The organism is Mesorhizobium sp. C268A, assembly GCF_040324475.1.
Taxonomy (GTDB): Bacteria; Pseudomonadota; Alphaproteobacteria; order Rhizobiales; family Rhizobiaceae; genus Mesorhizobium.
Genome location: NZ_JAMYVX010000001.1, coordinates 5,381,056 through 5,400,298, shown reverse-complemented (window position 1 = coordinate 5,400,298; position 19,243 = coordinate 5,381,056). Strand labels below are relative to the sequence as shown.

Here is a 19,243-nt window from a genome sequence, read left to right as displayed (position 1 = left end):
TCAGTTCGCTGCCAGGAGAATTTTTTCCGGGCTCTCGACACGGGATCGGGCACGTCCGATCCAGACACGAAGCAGCGCCAGCAGGAGATCCAGATCGACGGGTTTGGCGATGTAGTCGGAAGCCCCGGCATCCAGACATTTTTGCCGATCCCCCTTCATCGCCTTTGCGGTGACGGAAATCAGCGGGATATGAGCAATCGCCGGTGTGCCGCGAATCCGCCGCATCGTCTCGTAGCCGTCCATCTCCGGCATCATGATATCGATCAATGCCACGTCGACATCGGGCGCCTGTTCAAGAAGCGCGATGCCATCACGGCCCCGCTCGGCATGCAGAACCTGTATGTCACAGGTCTCCAGAACACTGGTGAGCGAATAGATGTTGCGAATGTCGTCGTCGACGATGAGAACTTTCGCCCCGGCGAGATCGGACTTGCCGTTGTGTTCAGTTCCTGCCCAGGCCTCTTGGCGACCTTCTCCCGGCAGCGTTGCCGAAATGTGCAGCGCCAATTGAGCGAAGTTCTCCGCCCGCGGTGCTTCCGCCAAGGCCGGGTTCAATGCCAGCACCTGTTCAAGCGCGTCCGGGTGAGGCGTAAAGAACAGCAGCTGCGGCAAGGCTTCGCCGAATTGGCCGGTGATCTCGTCCAGCGCCTTTGCGTTGTCCTTGGCGGAGCGTCCAAAGCCGAGCACGACGGCATCATAGGAGGCGAGGCCAACGTCTTCTGCATTGGCCGCAACACGACCGATCGCGGTGACCGACGTTACGCCGTCGCGGATTGCCTCGACCAGCGCCAGACGCCGCTCCGGGTCAGGGTCCACGACCAGAACGCGGCGCTGAACGCGGAGCTTCTTCGAGTGGATATCCTGAAACACCTTCATCAGCTCGTCCGAGGAAACGGGCTTGGTGGAAATGCTGGACGCCCCCTTGCGTGCGAGACTGTCGATGTCTTCGGCACCCGAGATGACATGGATGGGAATTCCCCTCGTCTTCTGGTCATGCCGCAGCAGATCGAAAAGCACCCAGCCATCGATATCCGAAAGTCCGAGATCAAGTGTGATTGCGTCGGGAACGAGCTTGCGGGCCAATGCCAGCGTGCCGGAACCTGCAGTCGACAGAACGCCTTTCAGCCCGGCCGACCGGGCGAGGCCAAGCAGCAACCCGCCAAAGGTCGGATCATCTTCGACGATCAACACGATCCGATCGGTGGGTAGGATTGAATCGCGGTCGTCGATCAGCTCTGCCGAGGGCGGACTGCTGAGCAGAGCTGTCGCAGCAACCGCCTCCGCCGCCGGAGCCAAGGTCGACTGTACTGTCGTCACGCGGGGGCCGTCGAACGGGATGATGAGGGTAAATGTCGACCCCTTGCCCGGCGTGCTTTCGACCCGCAATTCGCCGCCAAGCAAGCGAGCGATCTCGCGGCTGATCGAGAGCCCAAGGCCGGTGCCACCATACTTGCGGCTGGTGGTGCCGTCGGCCTGCTGGAAGGCCTCGAAAATCAGCTTCTGTTTGTCTTCTGGAATGCCAATGCCGGTGTCGGTGACGGCGATCGCGAGAGCCTTCACCGGCTGCGTCGCGCCATTGCGGCGGCCGGCCTTCTCAACCCGGAAGTTCAGGCTGACCTCGCCTTCCGAGGTGAATTTGAACGCGTTGGAAAGCAGGTTGAGGACAATCTGCTGCAAGCGTTTCTCATCTGTGCGGACCGTGTCGGGAAGCGCCGGATCGACCTTGATGGTGAAGCCAAGTCCCTTGTCGGCTGCCAGCTGACGAAAAGTTCGTTCCATATGCTGGCGAAGATGCGTCACCGGCATATCGTTGATGTCGATGGAAACAGTGCCCGACTCGATCTTCGACAGATCGAGGATATCGTTGATGAGGCTGAGAAGATCGGTTCCTGCCGAATTGATGGTGCGGGCGAACTCTACCTGTTTTTCGTTGAGGTTGCCGTGCTGGTTGGTCGCCAGCAGGTTTGACAAAATGAGCAGCGAATTGAGCGGCGTGCGCAGTTCGTGGCTCATATTGGCCAGGAACTCGGACTTGTATTTCGACGTGAGTGCCAGTTGCTCGGCTTTCTCCTCCAGCGCGCGTCGCGCCATCTCGATTTCGAGATTCTTGTTTTCGACCTGCTTCTTTTCGTTCTCGAGCAGCTGCGCCTTTTCCTGCAGCTCCTCGTTCGTCGCATGCAGCTCTTCCTGCTTTTTTGTCAGCTCGGTTTGACGCGCTTGCAATTCCGACGTCAGCAGTTGCGACTGCTTGAGCAGGCCCTCCGTGCGCATCGTCGCAGCGATGGTGTTGAGAACGATGCCGACGGATTCCATGAGCTGGTTGAGGAACGACTGGTGTGTGTCACGAAACTCGCCGAACGAGGCGAGCTCGATGACGGCTTTGACTTCATCCTCGAACAGGGCAGGCAGGATGATGACATTGGCTGGCGAGGCGCTGCCAAGACCAGATGTGACCCGAAGGAATTCTGGCGGCACATTGTCCAGCATGATGGCGCGCTTGTCGGCGGCACTTTGCCCAACCAGGCCCTCTCGCAGATCAAGCCGCTGCTTGATGGCAGCTTTGCTCTCGGCGCCATAGGAAGCCGCCAGCTCAAGATAGGATTCCTCCTCGTCGCGATTGGTGACGTAGAACACCCCATACTGGGCGTTCACCAGAGGAGCGAGTTCGGACATGATGAGCCGCGAGACGGTGGCAAGATCGCGCTCGCCTTGCAGCATGCGCGAAAACCGGGCGAGATTGGTCTTCAACCAGTCCTGCTCGGCATTCTTCAGCGTCTGATCCTTCAGATTGCGGATCATTTCGTTGATGTTGTCTTTTAGCGCGGCGACCTCGCCGGACGCTTCGACGCTGATCGAACGGGTAAGATCGCCCTTGGTCACCGCCGTCGAAACCTCGGCGATGGCACGCACCTGGGTGGTCAGATTGGCAGCGAGTTGATTGACATTGTCGGTGAGGTCGCGCCAGAGGCCGGCGGCACCTGGCACACGCGCCTGACCACCGAGCTTACCCTCGATGCCCACCTCACGGGCGACGTTGGTCACCTGGTCGGCAAAGGTGGCAAGCGTCTCGATCATGCCGTTGATGGTGTCGGCCAGCAGGGCGATCTCTCCCTTCGCGTCGACCGTCAGTTTGCGCCTGAGATTGCCTTGCGCGACCGCCGTCACGACATCGGCGATGCCGCGCACCTGATTGGTCAAGTTCGTCGCCATCAGGTTGACGTTGTCGGTCAGGTCCTTCCAGGTACCGGCAACACCTTCGACGCGCGCCTGGCCACCAAGCTTGCCCTCGGTGCCAACCTCACGCGCGACTCGGGTGACCTCGCCGGCGAAGGAGTTCAACTGGTCCACCATGGTGTTGATGGTCGACTTGAGCTCCAGGATTTCGCCCTTCACATCGACGGTGATCTTCTTCGACAGGTCGCCGCGCGCCACGGCGGTCGTGACTTCGGCGATGTTACGCACCTGGCCGGTCAGATTCTCGGCCATCGAGTTCACATTGTCTGTGAGATCCTTCCACGTGCCGGCAACGCCGCGCACCTGCGCCTGGCCTCCCAACTTGCCTTCCGTGCCGACCTCGCGTGCCACGCGCGTGACTTCCGAAGCGAAGGAATTGAGCTGGTCCACCATTGTGTTGATGGTGTCCTTCAGCTCCAGGATCTCGCCGCGGACATCGACGGTGATCTTCTTCGAAAGGTCCCCGAGCGCCACGGCGGTGGTCACCTCGGCGATGTTGCGCACCTGGCCGGTCAGGTTGGCCGCCATGGCGTTGACGTTTTCGGTCAGATCCTTCCACGTGCCGCCTATGCCGCGCACCTGGGCCTGGCCGCCAAGCTTGCCGTCGGAGCCGACCTCGCGCGCGACACGCGTCACTTCCGAAGCGAAGGAATTGAGCTGGTCGACCATCGTGTTGATGACGTCCTTGATCTGCAAGATCTCGCCCAGCGCGTCGACGGTGATCTTCTGGGTCAAGTCGCCGGTCGCAATGGCCGTTGCCACCTTCGACACGTCACGCAACTGCACCGTCAAATTGCCGGCCATGGCGTTGACGTTGTCGGTCAGATCCTTCCAGGTGCCACCGACGCCTTCGACATGCGCCTGGCCACCAAGCTTGCCTTCCGATCCCACTTCGCGGGCCACACGCGTGACCTCAGAGGCAAAGGAGTTCAGTTGGTCGACCATCGTGTTGACGGTGTCCTTGAGCTCCAGGATCTCGCCTTTGACGTCGACGGTGATCTTCTTCGACAGGTCGCCGCGCGCCACGGCGGTGGTGACTTCTGCGATGTTTCGAACCTGGCCAGTCAGGTTGGCGGCCATGAGATTGACGTTGTCGGTCAAATCCTTCCATGTGCCGCCGACGCCCCTCACCTCTGCCTGGCCGCCCAGCTTGCCTTCGGTGCCGACCTCGCGTGCCACGCGCGTCACTTCCGAGGCAAAGGAGTTCAGTTGGTCGACCATCGTGTTGATGGTGTCCTTGAGTTCCAGGATTTCGCCTTGCACGGCGACCGTGATCTTCTTGGACAGATCGCCCGACGCGACCGCCGTCGTCACCTCGGCGATATTGCGCACCTGACCGGTCAGGTTCTCGGCCATCGAGTTGACGTTGTCGGTGAGGTCCTTCCAGGTGCCGGCGACGCCGCGCACCTGCGCCTGGCCGCCAAGCTTGCCTTCGGTGCCAACCTCGCGTGCCACGCGCGTGACCTCGCCCGCGAATGAATTCAGCTGGTCCACCATTGTGTTTATCGTGGATTTCAGCTCGAGAATCTCGCCCTTCACGTCGACCGTAATCTTCTTCGACAGGTCGCCCAAAGCCACTGCGGTCGTCACTTCGGCGATGTTGCGCACCTGGCCAGTCAGGTTCTCGGCCATGGAATTCACATTGTCGGTCAGATCCTTCCACGTACCACCAACACCCTCAACGCGCGCCTGGCCGCCAAGCTTGCCTTCAGTGCCGACCTCGCGCGCCACGCGCGTCACTTCCGAAGCGAAGGAATTAAGCTGGTCCACCATCGTGTTGATGGTGTTCTTCAGTTCTAGGATTTCGCCCTTGACATCGACTGTGATCTTCTTCGACAGGTCGCCCGACGCGACCGCGGTCGTAACCTCCGCGATGTTGCGCACTTGCCCGGTCAGGTTCGTGGCCATCGCGTTGACGTTGTCGGTCAGATCTTTCCACGTGCCGGCGACGCCCTTGACCCGGGCCTGGCCGCCGAGCTTGCCTTCCGTACCGACCTCGCGCGCCACGCGCGTCACCTCAGAGGCGAAGGAGGCCAACTGGCCGACCATGGTGTTGACGATCTTGCCGATGCGCAGGAATTCGCCACGCAGCGGTCGGCCGTCAATTTCGACCATCATGGTCTGCGACAGGTCGCCCTTGGCGACGGCGCCGATAACGCGCGCAACCTCAGCCGTTGGCTGAACCATGTCTTCTATGAGATCATTGACTGAACGGACACTGGATTCCCAACTGCCGGTGGCATTGCGAACCCGGCCGCGCTCGCCTATCCGCCCTTCCTTGCCGACGACCCGGCTCAAGCGCTCGAACTCGCGCGTCACTTGGTCGTTGAGATCAGCGATCTCATTGAAAGTCTCAGCTATCTCGGAATCGAGGCCTTCATAAACATTGTCGATGCGGACGGAGAAATCGCCGCGCCGGAAGGCTTTCAGAGAATTCAGGATGCTTTGACGGTCCAATTGCTTCTTGGATGCCTGCACGGTCACAGCGCCACTCCCAGCCCTATGGATTTATACGGATAAAATTGCCCCCGCGGCCAATGGTGGATCGCGCCGCAAGACCCCAAACGCGGCATTTTCCATTTTGTTCCATCGTGCCGTGAATTCCAGGCCGACCATTGCGCCTTGGTTTGAACGCCGGATTTCATGATGCGGTTGCGATTTATCGGGCTTCAGCCGACCACGACACGTCATCGCCGTTTGCCATTGCCAGACAGGCATGAATTGCGTTGCGCAACTCGGAAGGCGAGGCAGGCTTTGCGACCCATGTCCCGTGAAGGAAAATCGGATCGTGAAAACCCGAATTGGCGTAGCTTGCCGAATGGACGACAAAGGGGATGTTTCGGGCGTCAAGCAACGTAGCTATTCGTTCGAGCGCGATAAACGCCTCGTCTTCCAAAATCGCAACGGACCTATGGTGGTCCAATTATCGCAGTCCTTTGCTCTCCGAAGCGATCGGCAGCGCAGCACGCCGCCTGACCGGTTCCACCCGGTGGTCGAAGCTCACGGCAATTTTCTTGCCGGACATGGCACGGACCATAAGCCCGACCAATTCCTCGTCGTCGCAGCGACACTCAGGAAACCTTGCGCGGATTTCATCGACCGCAAACGCCGTCGAGATAATGTCGTCAGCGCGATAGCCAGAGATCACCGCGTAGACTGCGCTATAGGTTTCAAGGTCAATGACTTCGGTTTTCAGCACATCATCCTCCCTGCGGAAGGCCGACGGCAGAGGCGCCGGATGTCTCGCAAAGATTGCTAGATGCCGGCATCGAGTCTTCGGCGCTGTATCCTGTTCATTCTATGACGGTTGGCCGCGCTGTCGATAGCTCTGCAAGGCTTTGTACGCTTCCAGACACTGATTCCCGCGAGCGACCAGATCAGGCAATCGTGCCGTTCATATACGTTTTCCGGTTCACTGTAGTGCCGTCCGCCAACTGAAACAGTCCACCCGACCAGAATGACGATTGTCGGCCCTTTCACTTGAAGCCCCCAGGTCAGCGAGTGAGTTGTGGCCAACACTCCAACACCTCCGCCATGCTGGCCGCCTCAATCTGCTCACTGAAGCGGGAATGGTAGACTTCCATCAGTGCGTCATGGGTCTGGTCGGCAGAGCTGCAGATGGCATCGGTGACGAGAATGACGCGGAAGCCACGATCGATGGCGCCAAGCACGGTCGCGAGAACGCAAACGTCGGTTTCGCCACCGGTGATCACGAGCGCACGCACGCCGGAGCCACTCAGCAGCGCGTCGAGCCGCCCCTCGGTCCAGGGCGAATAGACGTGTTTGTCGACCACCGTCGCCGGCGGTACAAATCGTGCAAGTTGAGGCATCAGCTCGATCAGGCGCGGATCGATGTTGGAAAGGGTTACCTCCGCCCACCGACGATAGTAGTTTGCCCACATTCCCGGCGCCTCGCCCGGGCGGGCGGCAGGAATGAAGCGCGTGAACAGGGTACGGCTGGCATGTCTGGCGACCAGTTCTTCGATCGCCGGGACCACCTTTTCAGCCCACGGCACGGGCCAAGGTCCACCCGGCGCAAACAGGCGCTGCATGTCGACGCACAGATGCAGGCCATCGTCGCCTATTGGTCCGTGAATCAATCCTTGGGCGGCCACTGGTGGATTCCGTCGGGTTTGGGTTACTGGCCTGCCTGCCGCGCTGCATCGGCCTCAGCCACATCAACAGTGTAAAGCAATTCACCGTTTTCGTTGGATACCCTCACAAGCCAGCCGGACAGAGCGTCCGTGCCAGGCTGCAGGTCGGCGAGAAGATCGATTGCGCAGCGGATAGCTTCGGACCGGGCCGCCTCAAGGCTCGCCATCCTCGACGGCGGTATGCGTCGGCTGGTTTCGCCATCGCGATACTCAAAGACATATACGTCGCCGGCGCCGTCGCTTGCAGAGGTTATCTCGACCTGGTCGAAATTGCCGTTGCTGCTCGCGTCATATTCATTGGCTGCGAGATCAAAGGTCGCTGTCTGGACCAGGATTGCCTTTGCGCGGGCAAGCACGTCATCTTCAGCTTGTATCCCGACGTTTGCCATGTCCACCGTAACGCAGTCGCCGCCCTCGCCGCAAAATATCACCCGGTGAACCGACTGCCCGTCTGGCGCCCTGGCATTCACCACTTCGGTCCGAACGACTTGCATGACACTCTCCTGCCTGTGTCTGACAATGTTCATGGTGCGCTTTCGGTTCCTGCGGATGCAGGCGCCGGCCCGGCAACTTAACGGCTTGCGCCGCCGCCAAAGGCCATTCGGAACCCAAGGCCAACAATGAAGAGGCCGGCGATCCGCTGCTGCCAAAGCCGCACACGAGGGCGCTTCAGGATCCAGGCGCCTATGCTGCCGGAGGCCACGGCATAGGTCCCCAACACCAACACGCCCGTCATTTTCTGAGTTGCTCCCAGCAGCAACAGTTGAAGCGTCACGGAACTCCCATGCGGATCAACGAACTGAGGCAGGAACGCTACCATAAACGTGATGGGCCACGGATTGAACAGATTGGCAATCATGCCTTCCCGTGCCGCGGCGACGGCCTTGATCGGGGCCGTATCCGGCCGGGCCTGTGTTTCCGGCTTCGTGAAGACCAGCCCTAGCCCGAGCCATACGAGATACGCCGCCCCAAGCCATTGCAGTGCTCCAAAAGCTAGTGGGGAGGTTCGCACGAGAGACGAAACACCGAACGCTATGAGAGGAAGCTGAACCATGCCGGCGCCGGCCGTCATCCCCAATACCGTGAACAGCGCAACCCTGCGTCCCTGCCCTATGCCGCGCGCCGTCACCAGCATGCTATCCGGCCCGGGCGGCATCTGCAGCAGGACGACCGTTCCCACGAATGCTATCCAGTGGGCGGGATCGATGACTTGTTCCTCTCAACAATGATGCTCTTGTTGGACTTGGAGCGGCGATATAGCCGGTCAACGCGAAGCTGCGGCGCCGAGGCCGTTGCGCAGAAGTAGCTCATGTCTGGTTCAGAATTTACTGCAGAGCCGCGACCGCCTTGCTCCACGATCATCTCGGCAATGTACTCCTTGAGGTCCCCGACTTCGTCCTGAATGTCCTCGGGGGCGATGCCTTCCTCGTCTGCATCCGCGATGCATTGGCTTGCGAGTTCCTCTGCGGCATCGACGCCCTTCCGCATGAGAGCAGGCTTTTCGATCACATGCTCCTCAATCCATACTCCGACGAAATGGACTGTACGATTTACGATGAGGTCAGCGTCTTCCGAGAGCTGCGCCTCGGTTTTCAAATCGTCCCTCGTGGACACTTTCATGGAACTCACCTCGGCAAATGGGCTCACTTCCAACGCCGACAGGTTGCCAAAAGATGCACCGTGCCGATGAAAATCGCTGTCGAGACCGACAGGATTTCCCCCCACCGGACATTCACGGTGCACCGAGCCCCCGCCGCAGGAACAATTCGAACGGAAACGCGTTGCCCTAGCTGGAAACGGGATAAGCGCAAAATGGCCGCGCCACGTGCTGCCTGGAAGGGCTTCTTGAAGGTTGGTTCGGTTACTTGCGGCGTGAAGATTGTCGGCGCAACCAGCGAAGCATCCAAGATCCATTTCAAGATTTTGAACCGCAAGGACGGTCTGCCGGTCAGGAGCGTCTACGCCGACGAGGAGACCGGAAAGCTGGTGGATGCAGCGGATCAGGTGAAGGGTTTCGAGATCGAAAAGGACGAATTTCTCCAGATCGAACCTGACGACATAAAGGCGTTGAAGCTGACGTCGAAGCACACGCTCGAAGTCGGCGAATTCGTATCGATTGACGATATCGATACGCGCTATCTCGAGAAGCCCTACTATCTGATCCCGGCCGACGGCGCCGCAATCGAAGCATACGGAGTGATCCGCGATGCCATGAAGAACAAGGGCGTGGCCGCTCGATCCTGCGTGGTGCTCTACCAGCGCGGCCGCGAAGTGCTGATTCAGCCCTATGGCAAGGGGATGGTGATGACCGAGCTTCGCAACCACAACGAAATGGTTTCGGAAAGCACTGTGTTCGATGGATTGGCCAAGCAGAAATACGACCCCGATCTGCTCGAAATCGCCGGCATGCTTATTGACAAAAAGGTGACGACCTTCGATCCCTCGAAATTTGAAGACACCTATGAAGACGCGCTGATCGCCATGATCGATGCAAAGCGCAAAGGCAAGAAGCTGCCGAAGCCCGCACCAAGGCCACAGGAGAATGTCATCAACCTCGCTGAGGTGCTGAAGAAGAGCCTCAAACAGGAAGGGCTGGCGAGATCCACAAAGAGAGCCTCACCGAAACGCAAGACAGCATAGTTGATAACTGCCCAGCCAGAAGGTCCGCACAGCAGCCCCAGCCGCCCCTAAATCATTTGGAACAATTCTCGCGGTTGCCCGTTGGCCACCAAGGACGATGCCGTATGCCGAGATCAAGAACGTCGACAGGCAGTCCTCAAAGAGCCAGAGGCAGCGGATGCCAACATTGCGCTCAAAGGAGCCGGAACGCAGGACTCTGATCGGGCGCCGACAAGCCCCAGGACCGCTGGCCATCGGTAAAAATACATGGGGTGTGAAAAGACCCTTTCGCCTCCAGACGCGGCGACGCGCGACCTGTGGCGGGCCGAACCCACGCCCAAGCGAAACCCGGAGAATAGATGTGCCCCCCAAACCAGAGCCAACCGAAGAGCCGCCAGTGGATGCGCCGACGTGGACGCCGGACATACGCGAGCCTGAGCCGGATCTTCTTCCCGACGAAGTGCCAGTTCCTAATCCGGACGAGAACCGTGATCCGCCAAAGCGAGGCGTGGTGACAGACTGAACAACGGGTTTGGTCCGGCATCCTCCTGCAAAGGCGTTTATCTCGGCGCCGGGTTCAAGATCGCCAGTGAAATGCGACTGGATTTGGCTAACGCCGAATGCTTGACGGATTTGGTCTCGATGGTGTGGACCTGCCGACGCTTCGCCAAGCCTCATTTTCCAAGTATCTGTTCGAACGTGCATTGCTTCGGGCTTTTGTCAGGACGCCATCGCAGAAATTTGGTGCCATGACGGAAACGATCCCCGGTGACATGATCGAACAGCACCTCCGCCACCAGTTCGGGCCGCAATGGCTCCCATTGTCCGCTTCTTTCCGTGCTCCACCGACTGGGACCGCCCGGCGCTTTTCCCGTGAAGCCAGGAGCCGATCGCAAAGCTTCAAGTTGTCGCGTAAGCTTGGCCCTGTCCTCCCGGGCGATCGTCGAAGTGAACCCGACATGGTCGAGTTGCCCCTGGTCATTGTACAGGCCAAGCAACAGGGAGCCGACTTCACGCGAATTCGCCAGGTAGCGGAACCCTCCGACGACACAATCGGCCGTGCGCAGGCGCTTGACTTTGACCATGGCGCGCTCGCCGGGTCGATATTCGTCATCGAGAAGCTTGGCAACGACCCCGTCGGTCGAACCTTGTCCGGATTGGCCAAGCCATCTGCCTGCCGCCGCCAAATCACGCGTTGCCCGAGACAGTTCGAGATCCTTTCGCCCGGCCGACTTTACGAACAGTTCGAGTGCAGCGCGCCGAACCGAGAGCGGCTGCTGCATCAAGGCGCCCTCGGAGGTCGCCAACATGTCAAAGAGGATCAGCTTTGCCGGCGTCGCGACCGACAGTTTCCGGATCCTGCTTTCCGCCGGATGCAGCCGCATCTGCAAGGCGTCGAAAGAAAGAGAGCCTGCAATTTCGATGACGATCTCACCATCGACCACGAACTCTTTTGTTTTCAGTTCATGCAACATCGCGACGATTTCCGGGAAATACCGCCCTAACGGCTTGCCGGATTTTGCTCGCAACTCCACGGCCGCGCCGGCTTTAAAGGCCAGGCAGCGGAACCCGTCCCATTTGGGTTCGTATTGCCATCGGCCAGCATCGGCCGGCAACGTGTCGGCAGGCTTTGCTTCCATCGGCGCCGTGCTCAACGCCACGCCGAAAGACGATTTTACACTCGTCGGCAGATCGCGAGAGATGGCAGATTCGCCCGTCATGAAAGTTCCGTGGACAACGATGGAGATCGACTCAACGCAGCACTGGTGCCGGTTTTGGAAAAATCATGCTTCAACAGGGTTAGGTCATGATGAGATTTCAACCAGATCTCATCATGACCTGGGACGGTCTACTCGGCAGCCTGCATGTTGATCTTGCTTTCCGCCATTTCGGTGAGCTTGCGATCGGTCGCCTGCTCTTCCTTCAGGTTCTTGGCCAACACGTTGGCGCAGTCGCTGCGGCCAAGCTGCTTGGCCCAGGCGATGAGCGTGCCATATCTGGTCATCTCATAATGTTCGACCGCCTGCGCCGAGGCTATCAGTGCCGCGTCTAGGACCTCCTTGTCGTCGACGTCGCCGCTCACATCGTCGGCTTCCTCCAGAATGCCGTCTATCGCCGGGCAGTTGACCTCCTTGGCCTTGACGCCATGCAATTCGAACACCTGTTCGACGCGCTCGATATGGCCTTTGGTCTGCTCGAGGTGTTTTTCGAATCCGGCCTTCAATTGCGGATCGGTTGCCTTGCCGATCATCTTCGGCAGCGCTTTCTCGATCTGCTTTTCGGCGTAATAGATGTCGCGCAGCGTGTGCACGAAGAGATCGTCGAGTGTCTTGATGTCCTTCGAAAAGAAGCCCATGGCCTTACCTTTCATTGTGCAAAAGTTCGGGTTCGGCGGCGGCTTGCCCGCCACCCGCGGAGGCCGGGAACTCGTCCCGGCTTGCTGGTCAACGCACCGGTGCTGGAGGAGTTCCTGATTCCGAGCCGGGCCGTTACTTCTTTTCGAGACGCTGCGATCCATCTCCAAAGGAGCTTTGACCCGATCACACGTTCCATGGTCCAGACGACGACCCCAAGGCGCACGCCGGCGCGGAAAAACTGACGGCCAGGAGAGCGGAAACGTGCTCTGCGCCGCAAGCTCTCGCAGGCGATGGCTGCCTCGACAAATGCAATGCCAGCGTCGGGCGCGCACTATTGTCGGGAGAACTCTTGGTCAAGTATGCGAAGGCCCTCTTCATATTTGGCCGCCGACGCTCCGACCTGCCTCGACTGCCAGATGTTGTCCTCCAGATCGGCGCGTTTTACGGGGAGCGCCACTGGGTTCGACGCAGCCCGCCGGACAAAGGCGAAATACTCCTCATCCGGCCTGCGCGACATGGCATCGACCGCCGCGGTAATTGTAGGTCCGAAGCCTGCTTCTTCGAGCTTGGCGCGGGTCCAGCCTTCGCCTTTCTCCAGAACGTCATGAAGGTAGGCAACAGTCTTCTGATCGATTGTCTCGACGGCGTCGACGACACGGCGGCAATGCTCGATGTAGGGCCGCCCGGTCTTATCGCGCTGCGACGCATGAACCTCCTCCGCAATCTTTGCCGCCTGGTAGAAAATGCTCATCGCGCCTGTCGTTACCGTGATTGTCTCTGCCTGATGAAACCTATTCGACGATATGTGGCGTGTGTCGCTTGTCCTCGGCAGGGTCGACATCGATACGGGCCTTTTCCGGATCGAAAGCGCCGTGACCTGCAATAGCCAGAGCAGCCGCATCGGGCGTTTCGTAGGCCCACATGAAATCGTCGGAAGAACTGCCGACGGCGTGGACACGCCAGTAGCTTGCGGTGCCTTTAAGCGGGCACCAGGTGGTGGTGTCGGTCTTTTCGAAAAGATCGAAATAGATGTCCTCGAAGGGGATATAGAAAACGGGCTCGTGCCCGTCTTCACGCAGGACCTTCGCCCGCTCCGTAGCTGCGACGATGGCGTCGGAAAACCGCACCGTCACCGTGCCGGAAAACGGTTCTATGGCCAATCGGCCAAGGTTTTGCTGTGAAGTTGCGCCTGAAGTTTGCATCTGAATTTCTCCCTGGCGATTACCGCAAGATCGGTCATGCCTGGAGACGAAATGCGCGGCGGCGCTTCAGGTTCCGGCATGTCCGATGAACCTGAATGGCGGGCCAGACTTAAAGCGCCTCCCGCTTGCCGTATCCAGCAGTTCTCGTTGGTAAGGCGCGGTGAAATGCTCGTCCAACCCATTCGAAGACTTTAGAAGGACGACACGGTCGTCGCTTCCGTGGAGCGTCAGGGCTGGCGCCGAAATGATCTTCGCCGCTACTTGCCGGCGGGCGAGTTCGTGGCTGGAGATGCTCCAGCTGTTTGGCCGTCGTCAGCTGCCGCCTCATGTACGGGCTCCGGGGCGGCCTCAGTTGCTGCCAAGTGGGCCGCAAGGTCCCTATAGACCTTGTCCCTGCCGCCATCGTGTTTAGCGATCAGGCCAAGTAAGTCATGACGGCTTAGCTTTGCAATCTTCATTAGGAATTCGAATTCGTGCTTCGGAATCGAGGCTGCTAAGCGATCGAGTTTGGCCCGCCGGGTCTCTTTGGACACATGTGCTCCTATGTATCCAGCCATGCGAGGCACGTACTCGAAGGCCCGCCATTGTCTTGATGGCGGGCCTTCGGGCGGCCGAAGCCGCTAGGTCCATCGGCTACTTGTTGCAATTTTGCACGGTCGAGGTCGTTGCGCCACTTGCAGTGTTGTTATCGATGTCATTGCCTGCGGCGTCCTTGCAACGGTCGGTCATGCCGTTCGATTTTGTAGTCGAGTTTGTGGAATTCGGATCGGTTGGCACGGCCGCATTCCCGCTGCCAGTGCCATTGCCAGCGGCGCCGCCGCTGCCAACAGTTCCAGTACCAGTTCCATTACCCGTGCCAGCCGTGCCGCCAGCACCCGTTCCATTTGTCTGCGCCAAGGCGGAACCGGCCAAGGCAATAGTTATCACCGACGCGGCTAGAATTTTCTTCAACATTGGAGTCTCCGTGTTTGAATCGCCGAATTGCGATCGCTTTCCCAACGACAGGTTTTTCTCATTGTTCCCGGCGTAATGGATTGTGATCCGCAGCAGCCTTCGTCGAGGTGGACACTCTTGACGGCGCACGAATTGTGATAAGACCTGACAAGGGCAGGATGGGCTTTGTTCAACACCAAAGCGATATGTTGGGCGCGGCTGCATGCATCCGACGCGGATCGCGATGCGGAATGTGGGCAAGACGGGTTACAACAGAAGCGGCGATCAGAGCTGCGAGCGAACCGGCCGCCTTGATGTTAATCTGACGGTTGAATCTCAAGACCATTCCGACGCAGGAGCAGAACGCATGCCGGCTCGATCCGAAGGATTTACAATCGCTCTGGCTCACAACGGGGATGCACGAACGCAGGCGGCCGCTGCGCTCTATCGACACAACATCGAACAAACCGGAATCGATGACCGGGCAGTGATCGGCGCGGAGCTTACCGACCCCTCCGGAAAGATCTGGGGTGGAATTTGGGGCAGAACGGAACTGGGGCTCCTGTTTCTCGACATGTTCTTCTTGCCTGAAAAATTGCGTGGCCGATCCTATGGATCACAGCTTCTTATGGCGATCGAGGAGGAAGCCGTTAGGCGTGGATGCAAGAGAGCCGTCGTCGAGACGAGCAGTTTCCAGGCGCCTCAATTTTACCGGCATCATGGGTTTGAGGAATTCGGCAAGGTCGAATTCGTTATTCCAGGACACGCCCGCATCTTCCTTCGCAAGAACCTGCAGTAATCTTTGCGGAGGCGCCATCTGCACGAACGGCTGTTCGCCGGCAAAACGCCGGCGCCTTAGCCCTCCCAGCCGTAGCCATCTACTCCCGAAGGTCCTTTTGCCCTTTCCATCCAGGAAGCTCGGTCATCGGGCATAGTAGCCGCGGTCGCGCCGGATCGGAGATATCGAGTTTATCCCAGGGAATGCGGTACAGGCCGTCGCGGCGGCGCAGCCGAAACAGGTCGAGCATCGCGATGCCGATGGTCGAGGCCGACAGACGCTCGAACGCGGCGTAGATGCCAACGTGGAATTCAGTAACGACGAGCTCGTCGCCACGCTGTTCGGCGAGAATCTCTTCGATGTGACCGATGCTCTTTCCGCGCTGCGAGAGCACGCGTCGCCCGGCAAGATGTTCGAGGTTGACTGTCCTCATCATCACGCTCCTGGGATGCGCCCGATGACATGATCGCGCAACCAGTCCTGCCAGGCGAAAATCGACGTCTCGCCCACCTCGATGTCACATTCGATGTCGAGCCCGTTGTCCTGCACCTTTTTCCACGCAATCCTGTGTGGCTCGGCGTGGCGTTTGCCACCCACCCTCGTCGCCAGTTGCGCCATCCATTCCCCGGGCCGCGCGCCAAGGCGGCGCGCCAAAGTGATGGAGCCGAGTTCTATCGCGACAATCCCTGGTGGTTTGCCCCGCCGCAACTCGGCCACCACTCCGTCGACCTTGCCGATCTTGACCCGCCGGCGGTCGAACACCTGCTTGTCCAGGAGATCACGCATCAATTCCATCATGTGCCTCCGAATATCTGCAGCGGAATCGTCACCACGGCGAGCACGAAGGCAAGCGCGATAATGAAGACAACGGCGGCATTCGAAATGATGCCGTTGCGATGTTCGCCGACATAGCGTTCGTCATTCAGCAGGAAGAGAAATGGAACTACCGTCAGCGGAAGGCTCGCCGCCGTTACCGCCATGGAAAAGATGGTCAGCCTCAGTGGGTCGAGGCCAAGCATGATCGGAATGGCGGCCAAAAACAATGATGCCGTATAGACGGCACTGAAGCCCGGATCATCGCGCGGCTTGCGATCCTCGCCCCAGGTCCAGCCAAAGCCCTGCGCCACCAGATATGCCTGTTGCAACCCGACTTCGAGTGCGGCGCCGAAACAGGCAATGGCGAGCGAGGCAACGAATAGAACGAACCCCCAGAAGCCGAATATAGGGATCAGCATCAACGGCAGTTGGTGATAGTCGTCCACCTGGTCGATGCCGCGCGTCGCGAGAACGAGAGCAGCGACGATCAACACGCCGATCGAAATGGTCCCACCGAAGGTCATGCCCAGCCCGGCGATGGCACGATTGGCCCCAAGGTGGCTTTCATCCCATTTGTCCTCGATAGCTCCCGAGGAATAGAACATGAAAAGATAAGGCGATATTGACGCGCCGAGAATGCTGGCCGCCATGAACCAGTAATTGATGGCATCGTGAGCCGGCAGCGAAGGCACGGCGCTGCCAGCGACCGCTGTCCAGTCGGGCTTTAACATCACCGCACCAACCACGAAGCACAGCGTCACGAGGCCGAGGACCGAAACGCCTTTCTCGATAAAGCCAAACGTGCCTTTCCACAGCAGCAACCATGCCAGCAACGCCACCGGCAGTGCCCACCACTGGAAGCCTATGCCGGTGGCAAGTTCGAGTGCGATGGCCACACCGCCGATCTCAGCGGACAGCACCATGAAATTGACGAGAAGGACGACGAGCAACGGCCATAGAAAGACGTTGAACCCAAATCTTTCACGAATGCCCTCTGAGATCGTGTGATGGCTCATCGCGGCGAACCGACCGGCCATTTCAACCAAAAAGATGATGCATATGGTGCCGAGAACTATGGCCCAGATTAGCTGGAATCCGAAGGCGGCACCCGCCTGCGCCGCCGTAGCCATCGACCCGACTTCGAGGAAACCTCCGACACTGGTGACGACGCCAAGCGATATTTCCAGAAGCTTCTTCACGGCTTTGGTCCGAAAGCGCTGGTGTAAGCGGCGGCGAGCGAGCGCATGGCCGCCCGAAGATCCTGTTGTGCGCTTTTCACCTCAGTGCGATTGTTCACCCGCAATCCCGCCTCGGCATGCGCCACCGCCACCGACAAACTGTTGACTGCTGCCGTCAGTCCTGCTCGCCCGGCTGGTTCAGCGGTCTCGGCCGATCGAATTTGCGCCTCGACATCGGCCAGCGTTTTTCCGACCGAGTGCAGTGCGGCCGTGGCATAGGCGGACGGTGCCGCTCCCTCCACCCAGGCATCCAGTACCATCGATACGGTCTGTGCCGCGGAGGCCGCTGTTCGTGATTGCTGCGCCACCTGATTGGAAGATGAGCATCCGGCCACCCCGGCTAGCATCAGAAGCAAGCACAGCCAGCCAACCGGAAAATGACGGTCGTTATGGGGTACAGCGCGCGTTGGATGCGCCACGCGGATTTCCTCCCCGGCCCGAACCAACTGCGTCCGGCATCAATGATCTAGAGCGCTCGGAGAGCTCGTCAAACGAAACCGACGACGAGCCTGTGAGGTCGGCTAGTTCAACGTAACAAAACGCTCCATCCCGGACAGCCGTTAAAAGAGGGGGGCCCGCGCTTCTCTTTGGCGCGGAGAAGCGCGGGAGATCGGGCTGAGGGGATGACCCGATCGCGCAGCATCAACATGGGAGGGCAACAACGCTGCACGGTTCGAACTTCCAACCGGGCCACTTGTTCCAACTTCAACTGATTAGGCTCATTGCCGTTCTGAGTACTCAATCCATGCGTTTGGGGCCTTTTGAAGGTAGGCCATGGCGAGTTCTCATGGCGTAGAACGGTTTTTGTCGCAACGGCCCATCCATGAATGCGCGCGAGGACCGCGACGACGACCGTCGCCTGACCGTCATGACAGCGCACGATCAATCCAGCCCAAACGCCGCGGAACAATTGTGCCCACTCGTGGTTCCGATGGCACGAAGATGGAGGATATGATGACGGACGCCAAACTCGCTGTGGTGACCGGCGCCTCGAGTGGCATCGGAAGGGAACTCGCAAAGCTGTGCGCTAAAGACGGCTACGACCTGATCATCGCCGCCGACGAGCCGGCTATCCGGCAGGCGGCAGAGGCACTTGAGACCCACAATGTAACGGTCGAAGCCATTGAGGCCGATCTGGCGACCGTCGAGGGCGCCGATCGGTTGATCTCCCAGATCGGCGATCGCGATATCGACCTGTTGTTTCTCAATGCGGGACGCGGGCTCGGCAACGGCTTCGTCGACCAGGACTGGCGAAAAGTCCGCCGGATCATCGACACCAATGTCACCGGAACGGTCTATCTGGCGCATGAGCTCGGAGCCAAGATGGCCCGGCGAGGTCGCGGACGCATCCTGTTCACCGGGTCGATCGCCGGCTTCATGCCCGGCACATTCCAGGCCGTCTACAACGGCACGAAGGCGTTCATCGATTCCTTCTCGATCGCGCTCCGCCATGAGCTGAAAGATAGCGGCGTGACGGTCACCGTGCTGATGCCTGGCCCCACGCAGACGCGATTCTTCGAGCGCGCTGAAATGATGGATACCAAGGTCGGCTCCGATGAAAAGGACAATCCGGCCGATGTCGCCAAGACGGGTTACGAGGCGATGATGGCCGGTGATGAACAGGTCGTCAGCGGTTGGAAAAACAAGCTGCAGGTCGCCGCCGCGCATGTCACGCCGGCAGGCACCTTGGCCGAACAGCACCGTAGGATGGCCGAGCCGGGATCGGCGTCCAGCGACTGAGCCAATATTTCGCGCCATCGAACGGGCTGGCATTCGCAGAGACCGCATGTGCTGCGCGACGTAATCAATCGCTGCCGCAAGGACGGCACCATCTCGGTCCCCACGGCGTCTGTGTTGGCCTGATCGATCACATCCCGTCTGGCGCGGCGATGAATAAGAGACCGGCTTTCCG

The 19,243-nt window shown here is 59.5% G+C and carries 17 protein-coding genes; 3 read left to right on the top strand and 14 right to left on the bottom strand.

The window, feature by feature from the left end:
* From NKL06_RS26350 to NKL06_RS26330, 5 genes are all read right to left on the bottom strand, one after another.
* Window positions 1–5,712, bottom strand: a complete 5,712-nt coding sequence (locus NKL06_RS26350) for a HAMP domain-containing protein (protein ID WP_352581235.1) — start codon at window positions 5,710–5,712, stop codon at window positions 1–3.
* A 445-nt stretch (window positions 5,713–6,157) separates the two neighbouring features.
* Window positions 6,158–6,433: a hypothetical protein gene (locus NKL06_RS26345; protein WP_023691389.1), complete on the bottom strand. Its 276-nt coding sequence runs from the start codon at window positions 6,431–6,433 to the stop codon at window positions 6,158–6,160.
* A gap of 295 nt (window positions 6,434–6,728) precedes the next feature.
* Complete coding sequence (locus NKL06_RS26340; protein ID WP_023687850.1) at window positions 6,729–7,349, bottom strand: cysteine hydrolase family protein; 621 nt, start codon at window positions 7,347–7,349, stop codon at window positions 6,729–6,731.
* 23 nt (window positions 7,350–7,372) lie between these two features.
* Window positions 7,373–7,915, bottom strand: a complete 543-nt coding sequence (locus NKL06_RS26335) for a DUF6894 family protein (protein WP_031210317.1) — start codon at window positions 7,913–7,915, stop codon at window positions 7,373–7,375.
* 44 nt (window positions 7,916–7,959) lie between these two features.
* Window positions 7,960–8,568 carry a LysE family translocator gene (locus NKL06_RS26330; protein ID WP_245264472.1) on the bottom strand — a complete coding sequence of 203 codons (609 nt, stop codon included), beginning with the start codon at window positions 8,566–8,568 and terminating at the stop codon, window positions 7,960–7,962.
* Window positions 8,569–8,735: 167 nt separating this feature from the next.
* Between NKL06_RS26330 and ku the strand changes: the two genes are divergently transcribed.
* Window positions 8,736–10,028: a non-homologous end joining protein Ku gene (gene ku, locus NKL06_RS26325; protein ID WP_348625490.1), complete on the top strand. Its 1,293-nt coding sequence runs from the start codon at window positions 8,736–8,738 to the stop codon at window positions 10,026–10,028.
* A 653-nt stretch (window positions 10,029–10,681) separates the two neighbouring features.
* Here ku and NKL06_RS26320 read toward each other — a convergent pair.
* The 5 genes from NKL06_RS26320 to NKL06_RS26300 form a co-directional block, all read right to left on the bottom strand.
* On the bottom strand, window positions 10,682–11,728 hold the full coding sequence (locus NKL06_RS26320) for an ATP-dependent DNA ligase (protein WP_050592991.1): 1,047 nt from the start codon (window positions 11,726–11,728) through the stop codon (window positions 10,682–10,684).
* A gap of 128 nt (window positions 11,729–11,856) precedes the next feature.
* Window positions 11,857–12,363, bottom strand: coding sequence for a YciE/YciF ferroxidase family protein (locus tag NKL06_RS26315; protein ID WP_023668075.1), 507 nt, complete (start codon window positions 12,361–12,363; stop codon window positions 11,857–11,859).
* A 332-nt stretch (window positions 12,364–12,695) separates the two neighbouring features.
* Window positions 12,696–13,115, bottom strand: a complete 420-nt coding sequence (locus NKL06_RS26310; protein ID WP_023681173.1) for an HD domain-containing protein — start codon at window positions 13,113–13,115, stop codon at window positions 12,696–12,698.
* Window positions 13,116–13,155: 40 nt separating this feature from the next.
* Window positions 13,156–13,566 (bottom strand): DUF427 domain-containing protein, encoded by a 411-nt coding sequence (locus NKL06_RS26305; RefSeq protein WP_023691393.1) that lies wholly within the window; start codon window positions 13,564–13,566, stop codon window positions 13,156–13,158.
* A 633-nt stretch (window positions 13,567–14,199) separates the two neighbouring features.
* Window positions 14,200–14,520 (bottom strand): hypothetical protein, encoded by a 321-nt coding sequence (locus NKL06_RS26300; protein ID WP_023807304.1) that lies wholly within the window; start codon window positions 14,518–14,520, stop codon window positions 14,200–14,202.
* 202 nt (window positions 14,521–14,722) lie between these two features.
* On the opposite strand from NKL06_RS26300, the gene NKL06_RS26295 reads away from it, so the two are divergent.
* Window positions 14,723–15,298 carry a GNAT family N-acetyltransferase gene (locus NKL06_RS26295; RefSeq protein ID WP_023681170.1) on the top strand — a complete coding sequence of 192 codons (576 nt, stop codon included), beginning with the start codon at window positions 14,723–14,725 and terminating at the stop codon, window positions 15,296–15,298.
* Between the two features lie 79 nt (window positions 15,299–15,377).
* On the opposite strand, the gene NKL06_RS26290 is transcribed toward NKL06_RS26295, so the two are convergent.
* From NKL06_RS26290 to NKL06_RS26275, 4 genes are read right to left on the bottom strand one after another with little or no spacing between them, the layout of a single operon-like run.
* Window positions 15,378–15,710: a hypothetical protein gene (locus NKL06_RS26290; RefSeq protein ID WP_023681169.1), complete on the bottom strand. Its 333-nt coding sequence runs from the start codon at window positions 15,708–15,710 to the stop codon at window positions 15,378–15,380.
* A 2-nt stretch (window positions 15,711–15,712) separates the two neighbouring features.
* Window positions 15,713–16,072 carry a hypothetical protein gene (locus tag NKL06_RS26285; protein ID WP_023691395.1) on the bottom strand — a complete coding sequence of 120 codons (360 nt, stop codon included), beginning with the start codon at window positions 16,070–16,072 and terminating at the stop codon, window positions 15,713–15,715.
* Window positions 16,072–17,292, bottom strand: coding sequence for an NRAMP family divalent metal transporter (locus NKL06_RS26280; protein ID WP_023668066.1), 1,221 nt, complete (start codon window positions 17,290–17,292; stop codon window positions 16,072–16,074). The genes NKL06_RS26285 and NKL06_RS26280 overlap by 1 nt, the downstream gene beginning before the upstream one ends.
* Window positions 17,289–17,750: a hypothetical protein gene (locus tag NKL06_RS26275; RefSeq protein WP_245260972.1), complete on the bottom strand. Its 462-nt coding sequence runs from the start codon at window positions 17,748–17,750 to the stop codon at window positions 17,289–17,291. The genes NKL06_RS26280 and NKL06_RS26275 overlap by 4 nt, the downstream gene beginning before the upstream one ends.
* Before the next feature lie 523 nt (window positions 17,751–18,273).
* On the opposite strand from NKL06_RS26275, the gene NKL06_RS26270 reads away from it, so the two are divergent.
* Entirely contained in the window at window positions 18,274–19,071 is a 798-nt protein-coding gene (locus NKL06_RS26270; protein WP_023696321.1) for an SDR family NAD(P)-dependent oxidoreductase, read from the top strand.
* The last annotated feature ends 172 nt before the right edge of the window (window positions 19,072–19,243 follow it).